Genomic DNA, 21,471 nt, shown 5'->3' on the forward strand with positions numbered 1-21,471 from the left:
GTCAGTAAGGTAAGCCTGACCTAAACGTAGAGATTCGAGGCGCGACGGATCCGAGGCCCCGCCCATCGGCGCGAGCCCCGGAGGCCCGAACGAATCAGCGCCCTCGCGTCACGGGTGGCTGGTGAGGTAGCCGCCCATGGTGCGGAAATACTCCGTCGCGGTCAGCTCGGTGCCGTCGTCCAGGCGGACCCGCTCGATCGCGAGACCACGGCTTCTGCCACGGCGGGCCTCGGCGCCGGCCACGACGACGACGGCGTCGCCCTCACGGAAGAAGATGCGGCCGGGTGTACCGCCGTAGATGCCCTGCGAGACGGACGCGGCGACGATGCGCAGACGCCGGCCCTGGTGGAACGCGTACGCGTTCGGGTACGGGTCGGACTGCGCCCGGACCAGCCGGTCCAGCTCCTCCGCCGACCAGGTCCAGTCGATGCGGTTGTCCTCATCGGAGCGCTTGTGGAAGAAGCTGGCCTTCGAGCGGTCCTGCGGCGTCCAGTCGGTCTTGCCGGAGGCGATGAGCGCGAGGCCGTCGACGGTGATCGGCCCGAACAGCTCGAGCGTCTTGTGGAACAGGTCGGTGGTGGTGTCCCGTGGGCCGACCGGGACCGATCGCTGCAACACGACGTTTCCGGCGTCCAGCTCCGCGTCCATCATGTGCGCGGTCACCCCGACCTCCTTCTCACCGTTGATGAGAGCCCAGATCAACGGCGAGAAGCCCGCGTACGCGGGGAGCAACGAGTCGTGCACGTTGAGCGTGCCCCGCCGGGGCAGCTCGAAGATCTGCGGTGGAATCCAGGTGCGCCAGTTGGTCGCCACGATGACGTCCGGGTCGGCCTTCTCCAGCGGGACCAGCAGATCGTCGTCGGGCCGGTCACGGACCTCGACCGGGATGCCGTGCGCCGCCGCGAGGTCGGCGACCGAGTCGCTCCAGATCCGCTCGTACGCGTGGTCACTCGGCGGATGCGTAACCACGAGGGCGACCTCGTGTTCCGAGTCCAGCAACGCTTGCAGGGTCCGATGCCCCCACGTCTGGTACCCGAACATGACTACCCGCACGGTTCCTCCTGGCCCATCCAAGTCAGCAAAAGTTAGGTTAGTCTAACCTAGCTTCGCGCCGTCCCCGGGGGCGGCTCTTCCACGTGCAGGGTGTCGACCCACTCGACCTGACGATGAGGACTGCCGATGTCACAGGCCGCTCCGTACGGCGCAATTCCGGTCTACGACCTGGTCGGAATCGGCTTCGGTCCGTCCAATCTGGCCCTGGCGGTCGCGGTGCGCGAGCACAACGACGGCGCCGGGGCGGACCCGGTCACCGCCGTGTTCCTGGAGCGCCAGGCCCGGTTCGGCTGGCATCGCGGCATGCTGCTGTCGGACGCGACGATGCAGGTGTCCTTCCTCAAGGACCTGGTCACGCTGCGTAACCCCACGAGCGAGTTCAGCTTCCTCTGCTATCTGCAGGACCGGGGGCGGCTCGTCGACTTCGTCAACCACAAGAGCTTCTTCCCGCTGCGCGTCGAGTTCCACGACTACCTCGAGTGGGCCGCGGCCAAGGTCGACGACCTGGTGCACTACGGCCAGGAGGTCACGACTGTCGTTCCGGTGCTCCGCGACGGCGTCGTCGAGGCGTTCGACGTGCTGGTGCGCCACAGCGGCGGCGTCGACTCGTACCGCGCGCGCAACCTCGTCGTCGCGACCGGGCTGCTCCCGCAGACCCCGGCCGGCGTGGAGGTCTCCGACCAGATCTGGCACAGCCGCGACCTCCTGACGAACATCGACCGGCTCGACGGCACCGACCCGTCCCGGTTCGTCGTGGTGGGCGCCGGCCAGAGCGCCGCCGAGGTCACCGCGTTCCTGCACGAGCGGTTCCCGTCCGCCGAGGTGTGCGGCGTCTTCTCCCGGTACGGCTACAGCCCGGCCGACGACAGCTCGTTCGCCAACCGCATCTTCGACCCGGCCGCCGTGGACGACTACTTCACCGCGCCGTCCGAGGTCAAGACGATGCTGATGAACTACCACCGCAACACCAACTACGCGGTCGTCGACGCCGACCTCATCGAGGAACTCTATCGGCGCTCCTACCAGGAGAAGGTCAACGGCGTCCAGCGGCTGCGCCTGCTCAACATGTCCCGTCTGACCGGGGCCCGCGAGCACGACGGCAGGGTGGCGGTGACCGTCGAGACGCTCACCACAGGTGCGGTGTCGGTGCTCGACGCCGACGTCCTGATCTGCGCCACCGGCTACCAGCCGGTCGATCCGTTCCCGCTGCTCGACGCCGCCGCCCGCTACTACCACCGGGACGAGTTCGGCCGAGCCGTGGTGCAGCGCGACTACCGGATCCGGGCGGACGCGTCGGTGCTGGCGAACGTCTACCTGCAGGGCGGCACCGAACACTCCCACGGCATCAGTGCCTCCCTGCTGTCCAACGCGGCCGTACGCGCCGGCGAGATTCTCGGCTCGATCGTCGGCCACCGCGCCGACGACCGCCCGATGGCCACCCGCGTCGCGGTGAGCGCGGGCGTGCCGGACTGACGGAACACCCATCCGGAGCCGCGCGTTTCCGCACCTCACCTGACCAACCAGCAGCCGGACGGGTGACCAGCGGCAGCGGGTGAGCCGCCGCTGGCCACGTCAGCACCCGGACGACAGTCAGACCCCGTAGCGCAGGTAGATGGTGTCGCCGACGGTCACGGTCGTGCCGCGCGTCGCGGTGGCCGGGGTGCCGCCGTCTCGGGCGACCTTCCAGGTGGACGAGCCACTGTTGGCCAGGCCGTTGATCGAGGTGATGGTGCCGGTGCCGCTTGTCGGGTTGAGGGCGGTGACACAACCGCCGGGGGTGGCCGCCCCGACGGCGGCGTCCAGCACGGCGCCGAGGGTGGTGGTGGCGGCGGTCGGCGTCAGGGTGACCGCGCACGGCGTGATGCTGCCGCTGCCGTTGTCGATGATCACGGCGAGCCGCGTGGCGGTGCCGGCGGTGAATCCGCTCGCCGCGACCCAGGTGGGGGCGCCCGAGGTGACCGGGGTCGGGGGAGCGGCGGTGTAGCCGGCGCCGGCCAGGGCCCGGACCGCGTCGATCGACGCGTACGCCGATGGGGTGGTGTTTGTCGGCAGGTACTTGAACCCGCCGCCGGTCAGCTGCTGCGCGCGCAGGAAGTCGATCGGGGTCTTGCCGGCGGTGGTGGTGAAGTCGGTGCCCTGGCTGGGGATGCCGCAGGCGTTGAGCCCGGAGACGGCCCAGGCGTTGGAGTCGGTGTTGACGCCGAACATCGAGGTGAAGGCGCCCGAGGCGTTGACGAGCTTGCCCTTGAGGAAGTTCTTCGCCTGGACGATGTCGGTGTCGGTGTTGGGCACGCCTGCGGCGCAGAGGGCCGCCATGGCGGCGCCGGTCATGTCGATGTCGCCGGGAGTGGCGAGTGCGCTCGCGTTCCCCTCGGCCTGGCTGAAGGTCCAGCCGCCGTCGTTGTGCTGGTTGTTGCGGATCCGGGTGACCGAGAGGTCGAGCAGTGCCTGCGGTACACGGGCGCCGCCGGTCTGGGTCTTCGCCCCGGCCAGGGCGAGGGTGGCGAAGATGGTGCCGTTGACGTTGGCGGGCGGGCCGTAGTAGCCGGGCGAGCCGGTCTGCCAGTAGGCGATGGTGTCGGCGATCAGGTTGCGGGCGGGGGAGACCCGAGCGGGGTCGATGCCTGCCGCGTAGGCGTTCAGGACGCCGCGCTCGTAGTCGGTGACGACGGGCGAGGCGCTTGGCCAGGACGCGGCGGAGAGCTGGTTGCGGTAGACGGTGCGGGCGTTCTTGGTCGTGTCCCCGGAGGGGTAGACGTCCACGGCCGCGACGCCGGCGGGGGCGAACGCGCTGAACGCCCACTCGTTCGACAACCCGCCGCTGGCGTAGCTGCCGTCGGCCGCCTGCAGCGTCCGCAGGTAGGCCACGCCGTTGGTCCGGGCGGTGGCGATCTGCGCGGGCGTCGAGGTCGCGGCGGCCGGTGCGGCACCGGCAGTCACCGCGACGGCGGTGGCGATCAGCGCGGCGGCGGGGACTGTCGCGAGACGTCTCCGGCGGCTGCCGGAGGAAAGGCGCGAGGACATCGGGTCTCCTTGGGGGTACGGGGCACGACTGCCTCGACCCAGAGCCCGACAGGGAAGCCGGCGGGGGCGGGGCGGGCCGGCCGCAGGACGCGTGGGACGGATACCGCAGGTGCTGCGTCACCACGTGGGTAGTCGGGCTCGGGACGGCGGACCGTCCTCACCGTTGCGCGTCAGCCCCGGATTCCCACCGGGTTCCCCCACGCGATGACGCGGTCACCGTATGGGAGGAAGCCCCTACCGCGCGCTGTTAGCTAGATGACAGCGGCTCGCGTTGACGGCGTGGTCGCGGGTGTGGTCCGATGGCCGCGATCCAGCAGTCAGGGGAAGCCGGTCAAAGTCCGGCGCTGGCCCGCAGCCGTAGGTCCCGTTTTCTCGGGACGAGTCGGATTACCTGGCTGGATAGTGCACCGCAGCGCCGTCGAGGTACACGGCGCGGAGCCAGGTTTCCGAGACTTGTCCTCGGGGTCCGCGTCCGCGCCTGCGCCGCTACCCCCGAGAGAGTCGCCATGTCCCCACTTGTCAGTCGCACGCCGCGTGTTCCCCGGGCGTGGTTGGCGTTCGTCGCCGCGGTGACGCTTGGCGTGGCGGCGCTCGTGGTGCCGACCCGTGCGATCGCCGATCCGCTGGAGTCCTGCACGCCGACCCAGGGCGCTGTCGTCGCTGTCGACTTCGGGCCGTGGGGCGGGCCGCTGCTGCGGGGCTGCGACGCCACCCCGACCACGGGTCTGGACCTGCTGCACGAGGCGGGTTTCACCACGGCCGGCACCGCCCATGACGGCCCCGGTTTCATCTGCCGGATCGGCTCACCCGCCTTCGAGTCCGGTGCCGAACGCCCGACGCCCGCCGACGAGGCGTGCCAGTTGACGCCGCCGGCGACTGCCTACTGGTCCTACTGGATCGCACCGGCCGGGCAGGACCACTGGACCTACAGTCCACTCGGTGCGATGTCCCAGCGGCCGGGCCCCGGCGAGGTCGAGGCATGGGTCTTCGGCGGCACCGACATCGGCGGCACGACCGGGGCGCCGAACTTCACCCCCGCGTCGGTGCGCGCGAGCGGCCCGACGCCCTCCTCGACGCCGACTCCCTCGCCCACCACGACGGCCGGGCCGACCGACCCGGCGCGGCCGACCGAAGCCCAGGTCAAGGCCGTCGGCAGCTACCTGGTGGAGCAACTCACCGACGGCGACCACGTCGACTACGGGTGGGTCGACTACTCCCGGACGATCGCCGTCGCCACCGCCCTGGCCGCGACCGGCGGGCAGGACGAAGCCCGCACGAAGATCGTCGACTACCTCCGGACGCACGTCGACGCGGCGATCTTCCCGGACGGCGAGTCCGCCGCACCCCACACCGGCAACGTCGCCAACCTCGCACTCCTGACGACGAGCACCGGCGGTGATCCCCGCGCCTTCGGCGGCCGGGATCTGATCACGACACTCACCGACCGGGTCTGCGCCGCGACCGACGCCGATGCCGGCTGCGCCGCCGCAGGTGACTTCGCCGGAGCGCCCGGGCCGATGGCCCAGGCGAGCGCGCTGCTCGCGCTCAAGCGGGCCGGCGTCACCCCGCCCGCCGCCACCGTCACCCGACTCACCGAGCAGCAGTGCGCGACCGGGGCCTTCGGCGACCGGTGGCTCTCCCCGGGCGACGGCTGCGATCCGGACCTCGCCGCCACGACGCTTGCCGTCCTGGCGCTGCACACGCTCGGCGGGCAGGACGCGGCGCTGGGCTCGGCAAAGGCGTTCCTGACCGGTGCGCAGGACACCGACGGGGGTTACCAGCCGTACACCGGCGCCGGGTTCACCGACACCTACTTCACCGGGTACGCCGCGCAGGCCCTCGCCGTGCTGGGGGTGACCGACAGGGCCGCCACCGCCACCGGTTTCCTTGTCGGTCGGATCGTCACCGGCGGTGGGCTCAGCCGCGACCCGAGCAACCCGGACGCGGAGTTGGACGCCACCGCCGCGGCGGCGCTCGCGCTGGCCGGTAAGAACCTGGCCACCCTGGGTCAGTCGCCGCCGCAGGCCGGGCCGCGACCCGATCTGGTCAAGGGGGTGTCCTACCTCGTCGCGCCGAGCAACCTGATCGACGGCAGGTACTACGAGTCGTTCCCCGGCTTCCCCGAGTTCGGGTTGAGCATCGACGGCGCGTACGCCCTCGCCGCCACCGGCGGGGACGACGCCAAGCTGCGCGCGATCGTCGAGTTCCTGCGCGGCGGCGGCGCGGTCGGCGACAGTGGATTCACAGTCGACACCTGGCTCGGCGTCGGCACCGACTCCGCCGTCGGCGGCGCGATCGGCAAGATGGCGCTGCTCGCCCAGGTCACCGGCTACGACCCACGGTCCTTCGGCGGTCACGACCTGATCGCCGCGCTGAAGGACGTGACCTGCGCGAAGGTCGACACACAGGCCGGCTGCGCCGGGGCCGGCAACTACGCGTACGCCACCTCGGTCTTCGGCCAGTCGCTCGGCATCATCGCCCAGCTCCGCGCCGGACAGGGCGAGGCCGCCGCCGCACCGATCGCCTTCCTCAAGGGTCTCCAGCGCGCCGACGGGTCGTTCCCCAGCCTCATCCCGGCGGGCGACGCCGACAGGGACGTCGACAGCACCGCGATGGCGGCGATGGCCCTGGCCCTGCTGACCGACGACCCGACGGCGGTCCCCGCCGTCGACAAGGCACTGGTCTGGATCGCCGCGGCGCAGAAGGAGCACGGCGGTTTCCCCGGCGCGGCAGGCGACTCCACGAACTCCACAGCGCTCGCCGTCCAGGGCCTCACCCTGCGCGGCGACACCTACGCCCGACAGGTCGACAAGGCGCTGTCGTTCCTGGCCGGTCAGCAGAACGACGACGGCGGGTTCACCGTCGCCGCCGGGGGACAGCCCGGCTCGGACGTGCGCGCGTCCACCCAGGTCGTCGGCGGCGCGACAGGGATCTCGTTCGCCACCCTGACCCGGGACGTGCACGAACTGCCGGGTCCGGACCCGTCCGGCACGCCGACGCCGAGCGCGACGCCGACCCCGACGCCGACCGCGAGCCAGTCGTCGACCCCGTCGGCAACCCCCGCTGCGACGGGGCCGTCGGCCGGCACCGGCGGTCACTCGTCGGGCAACCTGCCCCGCACCGGCTTGTCGATCATCACGATCACCCTGCTGGCGTTCGTGCTCGTCGTCGCGGGCGTCCTGCTGCGGATCTCGGCCCGTCGGCGCGCGGTGGCCGGCGCTGGCGGTGGATCATGACGGCCCGTAGGTGTCTGCGCCCCATCGCGGCCCTGACCATCGTCGCCGCAGTGGTCGGCACACCCGCGCCGGCGCTTGCCGATCCGCTGCCGACCGGGCAGTGCACCACCTCGTCCGGGGTCATCCTCGCGGTCGACTTCAGCAGGTGGGGCGGGCCGCTCCTGCGGTCCTGCGGCACCACCCCGACCACCGGTTACCAACTGCTCAACCAGGGCGGCTGGCGCACCACCGGCACGCAGCACGACGGGCCCGCGTTCATCTGCCGGATCGGCTACGCGGGCCACCAGGGCGGCACCCAGTACCCCACCCCGGCGGACGAGAAGTGCGCTCTCACTCCGCCGGCCAGCGCGTACTGGTCGTACTGGCATGCCGACCCCGGGCAGAACAGTTGGGTCTACAGCCAACTCGGCGCGATGAGCTACAAGCCCAAGCCCGGCAGCGTCGACCTGTGGATCTTCGGGGCGACCGACATCGGCGGCACCGAGGGACGCCCCCGGTTCAGTCCGGACAGCGTCCGGGCCCGCAACAGCACGCCGATCGGCGCGACCACCACCGCCGCGCCACCGGCCGCGCCCACCCCGGCCCAGCCCGGCGCGGGCAACCCGCCACGCGCGGGCAACCCGCCTGCCGCTGGCAACCCGCCGGGAGCCGGCAGTCCCGGAGCCGGGAACCCGCAGCCCAGCCTGCCACCGGGCGGAGCGCAGGCCTCGGTCCCGCCCAGTGGCACGCCGACGCCGCTGGCCACCGTGACGACAGCCCCGGCGCCTGTCGCGTCCCCACCGTCGAGCGCCGCCACCGAGGAACCACGAATCCTCGACGCGGCACCCACCGCGACGGCTGCCCGCGAGGACACCGGCTCGGCGCTGCCGGCGCTGATCACGGTCGGCCTGCTGGCCCTGCTCGCCCTCGTTGGCGGTGTCGCCGGCTGGCGCCGCCGCCGCGCCTGACCCGATGGGCCCGACCCGCACCGGCGTCACCCGCCACCACGGCTTCTTCCACCGGCTCGCCGTCTCCCGGCTGCCGCGCTCCCTGCACCCGGTGGCCTGGTGGTTGTGGGCGCTCGCGCTGGCCACCGCCGCGAGTCGCACCAGCAACCCGCTGTTGCTGCTGCTGATCTTCGCGGTGCTCGGGTTCGTCGTCACCGCCCGCCGCACCGACGCCCCCTGGGCGCGAGCGTTTCGCTACTACCTCTATCTGGCTCTGCTCGTCGTCGCGATCCGGGTGGTGTTCCGGACGGTCTTCGCGTCCGGCATCACCGCCGAGGACCACATCCTGTTCCGGCTGCCGCACCTGCCCACACCCGACTGGTACGCGGGCATCCAGATCGGCGGCCCGGTCTCCCTGGAGGCGACTCTCTCCGCCGCTGTCGACGGGCTCCGCCTGGCCTGCCTGCTCTGCTGCATCGGCGCCGCCAACAGCCTCGCCAACCCGAAGCGCGCGCTGCGGGTCCTGCCCGGCGCGCTCTACGAACTGGGTGTCGCTGTCACCGTCTCGCTCAGCGTCGCACCGCAACTTGTGGAGAGCGTCCAACGGGTCGCCCGTGCCCGCCGACTTCGTGCCGGGCGGGCCAGGGGTTTCGGCGCCGTACGGGCCATCGTGATGCCGGTTCTGCACGACGCGTTGGACCGGTCGCTGCGGCTGGCCGCAGCCATGGACGCCCGTGGCTACGGCCGGGTCGGCACCGCCACACCGGGATCGCGACGGCTCACCGGGGTCCTCATGCTCACCGGCATGGCCGGCCTGTGCGTCGGCGCGTACGGTCTGCTCGATCCGGGTGTGCCGCGCCCGGTCGGGCTCGGTGGCCTCGGCGGCGGCGTCCTGCTCTGTGTGGCGGGGATCGCTCTCGGTGGGCGACGGGTGTCCCGCAGCCGCTACCGACCCGACCCGTGGCAGTGGCCGGAGTGGACGGTCGCCGGCTGCGGCGTCGTCACGGCAGTCGTGCTCGGTGCCGGCACCGGCTACGACCCCGCCGCGCTCAACCCGAGCCTCTATCCGTTGCACTGGCCCAGTTTGCCCGCCCTGCCGGCCGCCGCGATCCTGGTCGCCGCCGTCGCGGCGGTCGCCGCACCGACACCGCCGCGCCCGCACCGACCGCAGCCCGCCGCCGCGCGACGCGAATCAGTCGACACCGTAGGAGCGCCGTCATGATCCGCTTCGAGGGCGTCAGCGTCACGTACGACGGCGCGCCCCGCCCCACCCTCCGCGACGTCGACCTCGGCATCGACGAGGGGGAGCTGTGCCTGGTCGTCGGCCACACCGGGGCGGGGAAGTCGACACTGCTCGCCGCGATCAACGGCCTCGTGCCGCACTTCACCGGCGGCACCCTCGAAGGCAGCGTGCGTGTCGCCGACCGGGACACTGCCCATCACCCTCCCCGTGAGTTCGCCGACCTGGTCGGCGTGGTCGGGCAGGACCCGGTCGCCGGGTTCGTCACCGACACCGTCGAGGAGGAGTTGGCGTACGGGATGGAGCAACTCGCCCTCGACCCGGCGGTCATGCGGACCCGGGTGGAGGAGACGCTCGACCTGCTCGGCCTCGCCGACCTGCGCCACCGTGGCCTGCACGAACTCTCCGGCGGTCAGCAGCAACGCGTCGCGATCGGCGCGGCGCTGACCGCGCACCCGCGGGTGCTCGTCCTCGACGAACCCACCTCCGCGCTCGACCCGACCGGCGCCGACGACGTCCTCGCCACCATCACCCGGCTGGTCCACGACCTCGGCGTCACAGTCGTGCTGGCCGAGCACCGCCTGGAACGCGTCCTGCCGTACGCCGACCGGCTCATCCACGTCGCCCGCGACGGCACCGTGCGCCACGGTGAGCCCGCCACGCTCATCGCTGCCGCCACCGTCGCGCCGCCGGTGGTCGAGCTGGGACGCCTGGCCGGCTGGTCACCGCTGCCCCTGTCGGTACGCGACGCCCGCCGGCACGCGACCACCCTGCGCGACCGGCTACCCGACACACCACCGCGGCCGCACCGCCACTCGCACGCCGACGCCCAGACCGCGCTCACCGCCGCCGGCGTGATCGTCCGGCACGGGACCGTCGTCGCCGTCCGTGGAGTCGACCTGACCCTGGTACGCGGTGAGATCACCGCCCTGATGGGGCGCAACGGATCCGGCAAGTCGTCCCTGCTCTGGGCACTACAGGGATCAGGTCGCCGGGATGGCGGCACCATCGTCGTGTCCGACGCGTCGCAGGGGGACCTCGACCCAGGTCGGGTCAGCGCCAGCCAGGCCCGCCGACTCGTCGGCCTCGTCCCGCAGACCGCCACCGACCTGCTGTACCTGGACACCGTCGACGCCGAACTCGACCAGGCCGACCGCGACGGCGCCGAGCCGGGCGCCGCCCGACGCCTGCTCGACGGCATCGCCGCCGGAATCGACGGCGACAGCCATCCCCGGGACCTGTCCGCCGGGCAGCAACTCGCCCTTGTCCTGGCCATCCAACTCGCCGTGACCCCCGGTGTGGTGCTCCTCGACGAACCCACCCGAGGGCTGGACTACCAGGCCAAGGCCGCGTTGACCCGTACTCTCGACAGCCTCGCCGCGCAGGGTCGTGCCGTCGTCGTGGCCACCCACGACGTCGAGTTCGCCACCGCCACCGCCGACCGGGTCGTCGTCATGGCCGACGGGGAGATCGTCGCCGCCGGAGGTGTTCCGGCCGTCCTCACCGCGTCGCCGACGTTCGCCCCGCAGGTCGCGAAGATCCTCGCGCCGCTGCCGTACCTGACGGTCGGGCAGGTCGCCGCGGCCCTCGACGATCCGGCGGTGCCCGCATGACGACACTGAACGTCGCGGTCCGCGTGCCCCTGCGCGCCGTGCTCGCGATCACCATGGCGTCGTTCCTGGGTTTCGTCGCGTTCCTGTGGCCGTTCGTCGTCGCGCCGGGCACGTTCGGCTCCACCCAGACCCCGCCGCTGATGTTCGGGGTGCTGCTGCTCCTGGTCCTCGCCGTCATCTTCGCCGAGATCGCCGACGGCAGGATCGACGCCAAGGCACTCGCCATGCTCGGGGTGCTGTCCGCGATCAACGCGGCCCTGCGACCACTCGGCGCCGGCACAGCGGGCATCGAGACGGTCTTCTTCATCCTCGTGCTCGCCGGCCGGGTGTTCGGGCCCGGCTTCGGTTTCGCGCTGGGCTGCACCTCGCTGTTCGCCTCCGCCCTGCTCACCGGGGGAGTGGGGCCGTGGATGCCGTACCAGATGTTCGGCTGCGCCTGGGTCGGCATGTTCGCCGGCCTGCTGCCCCGCGTGCGCGGGCGGGCCGAGATCGTCCTGCTCGCCGCCTACGCCGCGATCAGCGGGTACTTCTTCGGTTTCATGCTCAATCTGTCCTTCTGGCCGTTCTCGCTCGACCCGACCAGCTCGATCGCGTACCAGCCGGGACTGCCGGCCCTGGAGCAACTCCACAGGTACCTGACCTTCTTCACCGTCACCTCGCTGGGCTGGGACACCGGGCGGGCGGTCACCACCGCCATCCTCGTCACCCTGGCCGGACCGGCCGTGCTCGGCGCGTTCCGACGCGCGGCCCGACGGGCGCGGTTCCGGGCCGCCGCGACGTTCACGCCCGCCGCTGCGCTGCCCCCAACCGGCCGTGGAGCCGCGTCGACTGATAGCCCGCCTCGTCACTGAGCCGTCGACCGAACGCTCGGTGTCAGTTGGCGCTCGGTCAGTCGGCGAGCAGTGCGACGACCACAAGCAGGATCAGCGCGAGCACCATCGGTCCGCCCGCCAGCACGGCGATCCGTACGGTCATCGGGTGACGGTCTCCGCCGGTTCGTGGATCGATCACCGGGTCCCGGTCAGCTGTGGTGACCAGGCCGAGGCCGGCCACCAACAACACGGCGCCACAGCACAGCGCGATCCACGCCGGATAGCGCACCAGCACCAGCCCGTCGCCGGCCCACAGCAGCGCGACGCTTGCCACTCCGATCGACGCGGCAACGACGTAGGCCCACCGGCGAGCGCGCGTGAATGCTGCGACCAGCAGGAGGGCAGCCAGGGGCAGGAGCACCGCGACCATCGCCGTGCCGAGGGTGATCTCCGCCCGATCTCCCCTCAGCGCGCCCCACAGCCCGTCGACAAGGACCAGTGAGCCGACCGCCGGCGGACCGGCCCAGAGCAGCTCGCGGGTTGATCGCTGTAGGAGTCACTCATCGTGCTTCCATCCCCGTGGTGGTCAACAGCTCGGACGTCGTCGCGACGAAGGCGGCCCAGTTGTCACAGCGCGCGCGCAGCGTGGCCCGCCCGGCATCGGTGATCACGTAGTACTTCCGGCCGGGGCCGCCAGCGCCATCTCGCCACGCCGAGGCGATCAGGGCGTCTTCCTCCAGCCGCAACAGGATCGCGTAGAGCGTGCCGCCCTTGACCTGGCCGAACCCCGCTGTCTTCAGCCGCTGCACGATCTCGTAGCCATAGGTCTCGTGCTCGCCGACAAGCGCGAGCACGCACAGCTCCAGGACGCCTCGCATCCACTGTGCCGGCCACTGCGGCTCGTCGCCCATGACTAGAAAGTACCGCTGACTAGTCAGCAACACAACCTAGTCGGGGTGCAACCCGACTGTCATGATCATGCGGCTGATCGACGGATAGCCCCCGGTGGCCTGCTCCGTACCATCAGCGGCGATCACGGTCAACGACGGAGGACACCATGAACCAGAAGCTCCAGACCCGCGCGTTCGAGCGGGTGGCGCCGGTCCTGCTGCCGGGGGAGCGGCCGATCACCGCGACCCGAGCGTTGGTCGGAGGCTTCTCGGCCAGTCGGTTCGGGACGGCGGTCACGCAGGGGCTGATCCAGGCGGCTGCCGGAGCGTCGGGCGCCGCGCTGGCGCGGACCAAGAAGCAGTTCGTCGTGCTCACCGACCAGCGACTGATCTTCCTGCCGCAGACCTTCCTCGGCGGGCCCGGCACGGGTGTGCTCGGCGAGGTGCCCCGCGAACACGTCGCGCTCGCCGAGGCGAAGATCGGCGTGGTGAGCCTGCTGCGTCTCGCCTTCGGCGGCGCGGGGGACGGCATCACGCTGACCTTCCCCCGGGTGGACAAGAAGAACGCCGAGGCCCTCGCGGCAGCTCTGGCGCCGGTGCCGACCGCCTGATCTGGTCGGATAAGCAGCCGCCATCCGGATTTTTTCGAAAGGCGTGTTCAGCGGCGAGCCGACGGACACGCCTTTCCGAACCGCTCGGGAGAATCGGGCTCTACAGGCGCACGGTTGGTCTTCCTCGGGCGGGGTACACCGCCCCGACTGGTGCGGGGTCCCCGGCTGGGTTCACCCGGCTCGCCGCCGACAGTGCTCCGGGGGGGTCCGATGTCGGGTTCGTCAGCGGGGTCGAGCGGGCCGCGGATGTGCGACGACGTGGTGGAGCTGCGAGTTCATGGGGCCGCCACCGCGAGCGCCGGCCAGGTCTTGGACGTGTCGGAGGTCGAGCAGGTCGCGGGCGACCGCAGTGGGGGCTTCTACCGACCTCGCCGCAAGTGTTCGTGCGGCAGCGGGGAACGGGTGACGTTGGAGGCGTACCGCTGGGCCGACCTGCCCTCCGGGACCGTGGTCCGAACGCTGTCGCTGGTGTTCCTGCTGCCGTTCATGCTGGCCAACCTGGCCATCTGGATGCGACCGGCGGACCCCGGCTCGGATGCGCTGGTCAGATCCCTGTGCCGGTTACTGGCGCTCACTCTCACCGCGCTGTACGTGCTCGCCTTCGCCGGCGTCACGCTGGACCTGGTCGCGTGGAGATGCATGGGCTCGTCACGCTGCCTGGCCGGGCGCGTCTGGTTGTCCTGGCTGGGTGGGCAACCTGTGGGCCTGCGCCTGGCGGTACTCGCGGTGGTTCCGGCCGCCGCCATCGGCCTGCTCTGGCGGGCCAGCGCACGACCGGGGAAGGTCTTCGACGCGTTTCGGGCTCCCGCGGACGAGGTCTCCGAGCATCGACTCAGCGAGATCGGCCAGTGGGACGCCGGGCCACTTGTGGGGCGGCTGCGCTCGATTCACGTCGCGGCGGCGTTCGCGACACTCGACGTCACTCTGCTCGCCGCCCGAGCCGCCAGCGGCGCCACGGCCGGCACGATCGCGCTGGCCGTGGCCAGCGGGTCGGTGCTGGCCACCTGCGTGGTCCTACTCTGCATGCCCCGGCTGATCGACCGCGCCGCCTCCGACCCGCGACTGGACCGACTCACCCGCACGGTGCGGACGGTCGCCATCGCCCTGACCATCGTGGTAACTGCGCACGTCCTGGCCAGTCCGACCTTGTGGAACGGCGGCAGCGGCCTGCCCGGCTACGGCTCGATCCTCACCTCGCTCTTCGTTGCCCAGACGACCCTGCTGGCGGCCCTCGCAGCCGTGCTGCTCTGGCGCCGCGACCGGCGGCGGGGCGGCGTCCCGTTGCTCGGGTTGGGTGCGCTGGTGATCGCGGCCGGCGCGGTCAGTCTGGCGGTGGCGGTGTCCGCCGAGTTCGTCTATCGGGTGGCGGATCTCCTGGACCGTGACGCGCCGACCGGAGAGGGTCTGGCCGCCGGCCTGCCACAGGCGTTCACCTGGGCGATCTTCGGCTTCTTCCGGGCCGTGCTGTTCACGCTCGTGGTAGCGGTTCCGGTCGTCCTGATCTCCCGACGCCGCCGACTGCGTGCCGCGGCGGCCATCGTGGCGTGCGACTACCCGGATCGTCCGGCCGGAGCAGCGACCCGACTGCGGCAGGTGCGCAAGGCGATAGCTCGGGCTCGCTTCACGGAGAGACTTGTCCCACTGGCCGTGGTCTACGCCTGTCTCGCCGGGCTCGGCACGGCCACCACCACCGTCGGTCTGCTGGAGTTGCTCCCGAGCGAATCCGTGCAGCGGTACGCACGGTTGCCCGGCAGCCTGATCACCTTCTCCATCGCGTTCGGTAGCTGGGGGATCGCCGCGATCATCCTCGGCCTGGCCGTCGGCGGAATCTTCGCCTACCGGACTGTCGAATTCAGGCGCCACGTCGGTGTCCTGTGGGACCTGGGCACGTTCTGGCCCCGGGCCGCCCACCCGTTCGCGCCGCCCTGCTACGCCGAAAGAGCCGTGCCGGAGCTGACCCGACGAATTGTCCACCTGGTCTCGCGCGGCAACGCCGTGCTGCTGACCGCGCACAGCCATGGTTCGGTCCTGGCCGCCGCGACAGTGCTCCAATTGCCGCCGCACATCAGCAGCCGAGTCGCACTCCTCACCCATGGGTCACCGCTGAGTCGACTCTACGCGCGACTGTTCCCCGCCTTCGTCGACGACGATGTGCTGCACGAGATCGGCGATCGAGTCGGGTGGCGATGGGTGAATCTGTGGCGCGACACCGACTCGATCGGCGGCTGGATATTCTCCGCCCATCGGACAGTCGCGCCGGTCACCGTGGCCCACCCGTCGTCGACGGTGGACCGGCGGCTACGAGACCCCGCCGACGTGGTGGCCCCACCCGGCGACAGCGTGCCGCCACCCATCCAGGGGCACCGGCCCGCCGGATCGGACCAGCGGTACGCCGAGGCGGTCCGCACGTTGATCGAACGCCTTCGCCGGTGAAGCGGACCGCTCAGACGGTGGCGAATCCCTCTCGCCAGGAGGGATAGCTCGGGGCCCAGCCGAGGCGCGTGCGGGCGAGTTGGTTGCTCGCTCCCCGCGCCCAGCCCTGCCGCTCGCCCACTGTCACCGCGGGTGCCGGGACTCCGGCCGCCGCGCAGAACGCGGGCACCCACTCCGATGCGGCGGCGGGCTCGTCGTCGCAGACGTTCACCACGCCGCCGGGCCACTCCAGAGCGGCGACCGCGGCGGTGGCAGCGTCGTCGACATGCAGCAGGCTACTCACGTTCGCGTCGGCGGGGACCCGGCCGGCGGCGGCGAGCTGGGCCATCAGGCCATCGCGGGCGTACCAGGTGTCCGGCCCATAGAGGGTGCCGTACCGCAGCACGACCCACTCGGGCGCCTCCGCGACTGCGGATTCGAGCGCGGCGACTCCTGCCACGGTGGTCTGCCGCGGCTCGGCGGCGTCGAGGTCGAGCGGCATCGACTCGGTCGCGGGCTCGGCGCCCGGGCCGTACGCCCAGGCGATGCTCTGTGCCACGATCCGGCGCACCCCGGCGGCGAGCGCCGCGTCGACCAGGTTGCGGGTCCCGACCCGCCGTAGCTGCGAATTGGCGGCGAGATCGCGGTTGTTCAGGCTTGTCAGTTGGTGCATCACCACGTCCGGCCGAGCGTCGCGAACGGCTGCCGTCACCGCGTCCGGGTCGAGCACGTCGACGGGGACCGGGCCGGTGCGGGACAACCCGATGACCTCGTGCCCGAGGGCGGTCAGGAGCGGCTCGAGCCGGCGACCAATGACGCCTGTCGAACCGGCGAGAACGATACGCATGACTGTGCCTCTCCGTCAGTTCGGTCGCAATGAGCGGCGATCAGCTCCGCATGCATCGTCGGGCCACACCCGTTCGGGGTCCGCTGCCCAGTTTGCGCCCTACTGAGAATATCCGGGAGGTAGAACAACAGAGGCCGCACAGCGGTTGAGGTCCCGATCACCCCGGCGGCCGGACCGGGCGACGTACCCCTGCGACGGTATGGCGAACGCGACACGGGAGGCAGTTCGGTGCGTATCGCGGTAGCCGGTGGGACCGGCGGCGTCGGACGTCTCGTCGTCGACGCCGTACGGGCCGCCGGCCACGAGCCGGTCATCCTCGCCCGCTCCACAGGCGTGGACCTGATCCGCGGTTCCGGGTTGGACGAGGCCCTGACCGGCACACCTGTCGTGATCGACGTCAGCAACGTGTCGACGGTCAACCGGAAGAGGTCGGAGACCTTCTTCGCCACGGCGACAGGCAACCTCCTCGCCGCCGGCCAGCGCGTCGGGGTGCGGCACCACGTGGCACTGTCGGTTGTCGGCGTCGACCGGGTGAACTGGGGTTACTACGCGGGCAAACGAATACAGGAGAGGCTCGTCCTGGACGGTGCGGTGCCCGCGACGGTGCTCCGCTCGACGCAGTTCCACGAGCTGGCCGCGCAGATGCTCGCCACCGTTCCCGGCCCGGTCGCGGTGGTGCCCCAGATGCGCATCCAGCCGATCGCGGCCCACGAGGTCGCCCACTGTCTCGTCGACCTCGCCCTGGCGGCCCCGGCAGGGCGGGTCCCCGACATCGCTGGTCCGCAACAGCTGCGCATGCCGGACATGGCCCGTCGCCTGCTGCGCGCCCGCGGACGTTACCGCGTCGTCCTGCCCATCCGTCTGCCGGGAGCGACCGGTCGAGCCATGGCCGGAGACGGCCTGCTGCCCACCGCCCCCGGCCCTCGGGGCACACAGACCTTCGACACGTGGCTGGCCACCCCCGCGGCGCGGGAGCCCAACGGGCGGACCCGATGACCGAAGGCCGGTCACCCGTGCCCGCCGCGCCGCGGTTCGCCGCACCAGACGGACGGGGCTCTGGGCTGACCGTGCTGATCCGGATCGCCCTGGCTGTCCTCTTCCTCGACGAACTCGTCGTCGGGTTCTGGAACCAGTTCTTCCCCGAGAGCTTCTACCACAACTTTCCGACCGTCACCCTCACCCCGCCGTTCAGCGACCACTACGCGCGAGACTTCGGCAGCGCCACCCTCGGCCTGGCCGTCGTCCTCGGCATCGCGCTCGTCGCACCTCGCGCCGCGTTCGTCATCCCCGCGGCGGCGGCATTCTCCACCTTCGCGATACCGCACTTCTTCTTCCATGTGACTCACCTCGGCCACGCCAGCCCCGGCGAGGCGGTGTTCCTCACGACCGCCAACGCCGTCGTCGCCCTGCTCGGTCTTCTCGTCATCGCCCTGACCCTCATCCGAGACGCCAGGCATCGCCGCCACCGTCAGCGAGGGACCGACTGAGGCAGCGCCGGATGGACGGCGCTCGACCCCGCCAGATCGGTGGCGACCGCATCGCTCCGCCCGAGGATCCCGCTACGCGGGCCGCCGCCGGCACTTGCGCCCGAGCTGCGAAAAGCGAGATCATCACGCATGCCCGACCCCTCGCCCGAGGACAACGGGACCGCGCCGACGGTCTCCACACCGGATTTCGTGGGCCGTGATCGGGAGATGGCGGCGCTCCGGGGCGCCCTGGCCCGGCCACCGGCGATCGTGCTGGTGGAGGGCGAGGCGGGGATCGGGAAGAGCCGACTGCTGCGGGAATGGTTGGCGGCGTCCGACCGGCGCAGCGCCCTGGTGTCGGTGTGCCCACCGCTTCGCGAGTCGCTGACGTTGGGGCCGATCGTCGACGCGTTCCGTGGGATCGACCATCCGGTGTCGCGACTGCCGCTCAGCGCGCTCGCGGGTGCGTTGCGGCCCCTGTTCCCGGAATGGTCCGCGGACCTGCCGCCCGCACTGCCGCCCCTGGACGATGCGAAGGCGGCCCGCCATCGCCTGTTCCGTGCCCTGGACGAGCTGCTGCGGGCCCTGCGTGTCGACGTTCTCGTGCTCGAGGACGCCCACTGGGCCGACGAGATGACGTTGGAGTTCCTGCTGTTCGTCACCTCCCGGCAGCAGACGGACGGGCCGAGCCTCGTGGTCTCCTACCGGCCGGAGGAGGTGGACGACGGATCGCTGTTGTTGCGGCTGACGTCCCGGTTGCCCGCCGGTGTGACCCAGCTGAGGATCGCCCTGGCGCCGATGCGACCCGACGACACGGCGGCGCTGGTGTCCTCCATGCTGGACCGCAACCCGATCTCGCAGGAGTTCGCGACGTTCATGCACGAGCGGACCGGTGGCCTCCCGCTGGCGCTGGAGGAGTCGGTCCGCCTCATGTACGACCGCGCCGACCTCGTCTTCCGCGACGGTCAGTGGGTCCGGCTGAAGTTGCGCGAGCTACGGGTGCCGCCAACGGTGCGCGACTCCACCCGGGAACGGGTGGGTCGCCTGTCGCCGCCGGCGCAGCAGGTGTTGCGGGCCGCGGCCACGTTGGCTGAGCGGTCGTCGGTGGCCGCGATCGCGGTGACCGCCGGCCTGTCACCCGCCGAGTGTCGAGGCGCCATCACGGAAGCGGCCGACGCCGGTGTCCTGGACGCGGACGACCGCGGCGAGTGGCGATTCCGGCACGTGCTGGCCGCCACGGCCGTCTACGAGGCGATCCCGTTGACCGACCGCAGGCACTTCCACCTGCTGGCCGGCCGCGCCCTGGAGCACGTCCACCCGCCGCCTGTCGCACGCCTCGCCCACCACTTCCGCGCGGCGGGCGAGACGCCGTCCTGGGCGCGGTACGCCGAGCAGGGCGCCGAGCTGGCGGTGGCATCGGGGGACCACACCAAGGCCGTCGACATGCTTGTCGATCTGCTGTCGTGGGCCGTGTTGCCGCCGCCGGATCGGGCGCGGGTGGCGCGCATCGCCGCGGTGGCCGCACTGGGCCGTCGCGAACCGGTCGACCAGGTCCACCACCGGGTGATCCGTACCCTGCGCGCGGTGCTGGAGACCCCCGGCCTCTCCGCCCGCCAGCAGGCCGAGATCCGCAACCCCCTGGGTCGGCTCCTGATCACCGCGGGTGAGGCGCAGGCGGCGCTCAGCGAGCTCGAGCAGGCGGTGGCCAACCTCGACCACGACCCGGTCGAGGCGGCCCGGGCGATGACCTACCTCGGCTGGGCCTACGCGGGGCCGTGGCCGGCGTCGACCCACCGGCGTTGGCTGGATCGCGCCGCCGAGCTCACCACCGGGTTCGCCTCTCCCGCGGAGCGGCTGAACCTGGCCGGCAACCGTGCCGCGGCGTTGCTCATGCTCGGCGAGGAGGAGGCCTGGGACGTCGTCGCCGGCCTGCCCGTCGACGGCGCGACCTCGGCGGAGCGTCTCGACGTGGCGCGCATCCACGCGAACGTCGGGACCGGCGCGGTGATCTGGGGCCGGTACGCCGACGCGGACACACACCTCGCCGTGGCCATGCACCTCGCCGAGACCGAGCAGGCGTCCCGGTTGCAACTCAACGTCCGACTCGAACAGGCCAACCTGGCGTGGCTCACCGGCCGGTGGGAGGGTCTCGCCGAGCAGAGCGCGGCACTCGCCGACGCCGACCGGGACCGGCCGGCGCACTACCTCGGCAGCATCCGCCTCGCGGCCCGGCTGGCAGCCGCGGCCGGACGGCGGCGCGCCGCGGAGGAGCAGTTCCGCCTGGTCCTCGAGGAGTCCGCCCGTCTCGGCGCGGCCGACGACACGATGGAGGCCGCCGCGGCGCTGGCCAGGCTGTGGCTGTCGGACGGAAACAGCGGCCGGGCTCTGCAGGTCACGAACGAGCCGATGGACACCGTCCGGAGGAAGGGCATCTGGATCTGGGCGACGGACCTGGTCCCCGCCCAGATCGAGGCGTACCTCGCCCAGGGTGACCTCAGGACCGCGACCCGCCTGGGCGACCAGCTCGCCAGGGGACTGCGTGGCCGTACGGCGCCCGCGCCCCGCGCCGCGCTCGCCGTGTGCCGTGCCCTGCTGCTCGCCGCGAGCGGAGACCACGCCCGCGCGGCGACGGCCTTCGATCGGGCGGCGCGCGCCTGGAGCGCGTTGCCGCGCCCCTACGACGCCATGCTCGCCCGCGAGCGTCAGGCCGAGGCGCTCGTCGCGCACGGCCAGGTCGAGCAGGGCCGGGAGCTGCTGGCCGCACAGTACGAGCACCTGTTCCGGCTCGGAGCCCGCGGCGACGCGGACCGGGTCGCGCAGCGGCTTCGCGAACACGGCGCCGAGGTTCCGCGACTGTGGCGCGGCGGTCGACGAGGGTACGGCGACCAGCTCTCACCGCGTGAGCTCGACGTGGTCCAACTTGTCGTCGCCGGCAAGACCAACCGGGAGATCAGCCGGATCCTGGCCAAGTCGCCGGCCACAGTGGATCAGCAGCTCCGTGCGGCGATGCGCAAGTTGAAGGTGACCTCCCGGACCGCGCTCGCGGTCAAGGCGGTGGAGGCCGGAGTGTTCGCCGAAGAGGACTCCCTCCACGTCCCGTCGTGAAAATTGACGTATCCGCTGGATAGCGACGGCCACTCGTGCACCCCGAGCATGGCTTCGTGATCCATAGCCACTGGGCAATGCGTGCCTGAGCGACACGTCGCGCGTGACGACGCCGCCATCGAGGACCCACCCGCACCCGAGCTTCCCCGCGAGCCGCGCGGCAGCGCCCCCGACGCCCATGACGCCGACGGTGCCGACGACCGCAAGAACCACGACCCCTACCAACCCCTGTAGGT

17 protein-coding genes and 2 riboswitches are annotated in these 21,471 nt (G+C 71.9%); of the genes, 12 read left to right on the forward strand and 5 right to left on the reverse strand.

All coding sequences use genetic code 11. The features are described 5' to 3' along the window. Positions 1-108: 108 nt before the first annotated feature. A complete protein-coding gene (locus ACLQ29_RS24500; RefSeq protein WP_425773812.1) occupies positions 109-1,053 on the reverse strand; it encodes a methionyl-tRNA formyltransferase in 945 nt (314 codons plus the stop codon). A gap of 126 nt (positions 1,054-1,179) precedes the next feature. Between ACLQ29_RS24500 and ACLQ29_RS24505 the strand changes: the two genes are divergently transcribed. Then, positions 1,180-2,526 (forward strand): lysine N(6)-hydroxylase/L-ornithine N(5)-oxygenase family protein, encoded by a 1,347-nt coding sequence (locus tag ACLQ29_RS24505; protein WP_425773813.1) that lies wholly within the window; start codon positions 1,180-1,182, stop codon positions 2,524-2,526. Positions 2,527-2,643: 117 nt separating this feature from the next. Here ACLQ29_RS24505 and ACLQ29_RS24510 read toward each other — a convergent pair whose 3' ends face one another. Continuing rightward, positions 2,644-4,077, reverse strand: coding sequence for a hypothetical protein (locus ACLQ29_RS24510; protein ID WP_425773814.1), 1,434 nt, complete (start codon positions 4,075-4,077; stop codon positions 2,644-2,646). A gap of 106 nt (positions 4,078-4,183) precedes the next feature. Then, positions 4,184-4,305: riboswitch (cobalamin riboswitch) on the reverse strand. 67 nt (positions 4,306-4,372) lie between these two features. After that, positions 4,373-4,490, forward strand: a riboswitch (cobalamin riboswitch). 93 nt (positions 4,491-4,583) lie between these two features. Between ACLQ29_RS24510 and ACLQ29_RS24515 the strand changes: the two genes are divergently transcribed. The 5 genes from ACLQ29_RS24515 to ACLQ29_RS24535 are packed head-to-tail and all read left to right on the forward strand — an operon-like array spanning position 4,584 to position 11,943. Beyond that, entirely contained in the window at positions 4,584-7,313 is a 2,730-nt protein-coding gene (locus ACLQ29_RS24515) for a prenyltransferase/squalene oxidase repeat-containing protein (RefSeq protein ID WP_425773815.1), read from the forward strand. After that, a complete protein-coding gene (locus tag ACLQ29_RS24520; RefSeq protein ID WP_425773816.1) occupies positions 7,310-8,260 on the forward strand; it encodes an LPXTG cell wall anchor domain-containing protein in 951 nt (316 codons plus the stop codon). Before ACLQ29_RS24515 ends, ACLQ29_RS24520 begins: the two co-directional genes overlap by 4 nt. Positions 8,261-8,264: 4 nt before the next feature. Beyond that, positions 8,265-9,461, forward strand: coding sequence for a CbiQ family ECF transporter T component (locus tag ACLQ29_RS24525; RefSeq protein WP_425773817.1), 1,197 nt, complete (start codon positions 8,265-8,267; stop codon positions 9,459-9,461). Beyond that, positions 9,458-11,092, forward strand: coding sequence for an ABC transporter ATP-binding protein (locus ACLQ29_RS24530; protein WP_425773818.1), 1,635 nt, complete (start codon positions 9,458-9,460; stop codon positions 11,090-11,092). Before ACLQ29_RS24525 ends, ACLQ29_RS24530 begins: the two co-directional genes overlap by 4 nt. Beyond that, positions 11,089-11,943: an ECF transporter S component gene (locus tag ACLQ29_RS24535; protein WP_425773819.1), complete on the forward strand. Its 855-nt coding sequence runs from the start codon at positions 11,089-11,091 to the stop codon at positions 11,941-11,943. Before ACLQ29_RS24530 ends, ACLQ29_RS24535 begins: the two co-directional genes overlap by 4 nt. Positions 11,944-11,980: 37 nt before the next feature. Here the strand turns inward: ACLQ29_RS24535 and ACLQ29_RS24540 are convergent, their stop codons facing one another. Next, the gene (locus ACLQ29_RS24540) at positions 11,981-12,334 is read right to left on the reverse strand and encodes a hypothetical protein (protein WP_425773820.1); all 354 of its coding nucleotides are present in this window, start codon (positions 12,332-12,334) and stop codon (positions 11,981-11,983) included. 130 nt (positions 12,335-12,464) lie between these two features. Further along, the gene (locus tag ACLQ29_RS24545; RefSeq protein WP_425773821.1) at positions 12,465-12,815 is read right to left on the reverse strand and encodes a PadR family transcriptional regulator; all 351 of its coding nucleotides are present in this window, start codon (positions 12,813-12,815) and stop codon (positions 12,465-12,467) included. A 146-nt stretch (positions 12,816-12,961) separates the two neighbouring features. Between ACLQ29_RS24545 and ACLQ29_RS24550 the strand changes: the two genes are divergently transcribed. Both ACLQ29_RS24550 and ACLQ29_RS24555 read left to right on the forward strand, forming a co-directional pair. Beyond that, complete coding sequence (locus tag ACLQ29_RS24550; protein WP_425773822.1) at positions 12,962-13,405, forward strand: hypothetical protein; 444 nt, start codon at positions 12,962-12,964, stop codon at positions 13,403-13,405. Between the two features lie 246 nt (positions 13,406-13,651). Then, a complete protein-coding gene (locus tag ACLQ29_RS24555; protein WP_425773823.1) occupies positions 13,652-15,838 on the forward strand; it encodes a hypothetical protein in 2,187 nt (728 codons plus the stop codon). 10 nt (positions 15,839-15,848) lie between these two features. Here the strand turns inward: ACLQ29_RS24555 and ACLQ29_RS24560 are convergent, their stop codons facing one another. Beyond that, positions 15,849-16,664 carry an NAD-dependent epimerase/dehydratase family protein gene (locus ACLQ29_RS24560; protein WP_425773824.1) on the reverse strand — a complete coding sequence of 272 codons (816 nt, stop codon included), beginning with the start codon at positions 16,662-16,664 and terminating at the stop codon, positions 15,849-15,851. Positions 16,665-16,892: 228 nt separating this feature from the next. On the opposite strand from ACLQ29_RS24560, the gene ACLQ29_RS24565 reads away from it, so the two are divergent. The 4 genes from ACLQ29_RS24565 (at position 16,893) to ACLQ29_RS24580 (ending at position 21,469) form a co-directional block, all read left to right on the forward strand. Continuing rightward, positions 16,893-17,660: an SDR family oxidoreductase gene (locus ACLQ29_RS24565; RefSeq protein ID WP_425773825.1), complete on the forward strand. Its 768-nt coding sequence runs from the start codon at positions 16,893-16,895 to the stop codon at positions 17,658-17,660. Continuing rightward, the gene (locus ACLQ29_RS24570) at positions 17,657-18,151 is read left to right on the forward strand and encodes a hypothetical protein (RefSeq protein ID WP_425773826.1); all 495 of its coding nucleotides are present in this window, start codon (positions 17,657-17,659) and stop codon (positions 18,149-18,151) included. The genes ACLQ29_RS24565 and ACLQ29_RS24570 overlap by 4 nt, the downstream gene beginning before the upstream one ends. A 129-nt stretch (positions 18,152-18,280) precedes the next feature. Continuing rightward, positions 18,281-21,235: an ATP-binding protein gene (locus tag ACLQ29_RS24575; protein WP_425773827.1), complete on the forward strand. Its 2,955-nt coding sequence runs from the start codon at positions 18,281-18,283 to the stop codon at positions 21,233-21,235. 81 nt (positions 21,236-21,316) lie between these two features. Further along, entirely contained in the window at positions 21,317-21,469 is a 153-nt protein-coding gene (locus tag ACLQ29_RS24580) for a hypothetical protein (RefSeq protein WP_425773828.1), read from the forward strand. Positions 21,470-21,471: the final 2 nt, after the last annotated feature.

Origin of the sequence: Micromonospora sp. DT228 (genome assembly GCF_049841595.1) — a bacterium.
GTDB lineage: Bacteria > Actinomycetota > Actinomycetes > Mycobacteriales > Micromonosporaceae > Micromonospora.

Coding starts and splice junctions, on each gene's coding strand:
- ACLQ29_RS24505 (WP_425773813.1), top strand. CDS start 1,180: ATGTCACAGGCCGCTCCGTACGGCGCAATTCCGGTCTACGACCTGGTC.
- ACLQ29_RS24510 (WP_425773814.1), bottom strand. CDS start 4,077: ATGTCCTCGCGCCTTTCCTCCGGCAGCCGCCGGAGACGTCTCGCGACA.
- ACLQ29_RS24515 (WP_425773815.1), top strand. CDS start 4,584: ATGTCCCCACTTGTCAGTCGCACGCCGCGTGTTCCCCGGGCGTGGTTG.
- ACLQ29_RS24520 (WP_425773816.1), top strand. CDS start 7,310: ATGACGGCCCGTAGGTGTCTGCGCCCCATCGCGGCCCTGACCATCGTC.
- ACLQ29_RS24525 (WP_425773817.1), top strand. CDS start 8,265: ATGGGCCCGACCCGCACCGGCGTCACCCGCCACCACGGCTTCTTCCAC.
- ACLQ29_RS24530 (WP_425773818.1), top strand. CDS start 9,458: ATGATCCGCTTCGAGGGCGTCAGCGTCACGTACGACGGCGCGCCCCGC.
- ACLQ29_RS24535 (WP_425773819.1), top strand. CDS start 11,089: ATGACGACACTGAACGTCGCGGTCCGCGTGCCCCTGCGCGCCGTGCTC.
- ACLQ29_RS24540 (WP_425773820.1), bottom strand. CDS start 12,334: ATGGTCGCGGTGCTCCTGCCCCTGGCTGCCCTCCTGCTGGTCGCAGCA.
- ACLQ29_RS24545 (WP_425773821.1), bottom strand. CDS start 12,815: ATGGGCGACGAGCCGCAGTGGCCGGCACAGTGGATGCGAGGCGTCCTG.
- ACLQ29_RS24550 (WP_425773822.1), top strand. CDS start 12,962: ATGAACCAGAAGCTCCAGACCCGCGCGTTCGAGCGGGTGGCGCCGGTC.
- ACLQ29_RS24555 (WP_425773823.1), top strand. CDS start 13,652: ATGTGCGACGACGTGGTGGAGCTGCGAGTTCATGGGGCCGCCACCGCG.
- ACLQ29_RS24560 (WP_425773824.1), bottom strand. CDS start 16,664: ATGCGTATCGTTCTCGCCGGTTCGACAGGCGTCATTGGTCGCCGGCTC.
- ACLQ29_RS24570 (WP_425773826.1), top strand. CDS start 17,657: ATGACCGAAGGCCGGTCACCCGTGCCCGCCGCGCCGCGGTTCGCCGCA.
- ACLQ29_RS24575 (WP_425773827.1), top strand. CDS start 18,281: ATGCCCGACCCCTCGCCCGAGGACAACGGGACCGCGCCGACGGTCTCC.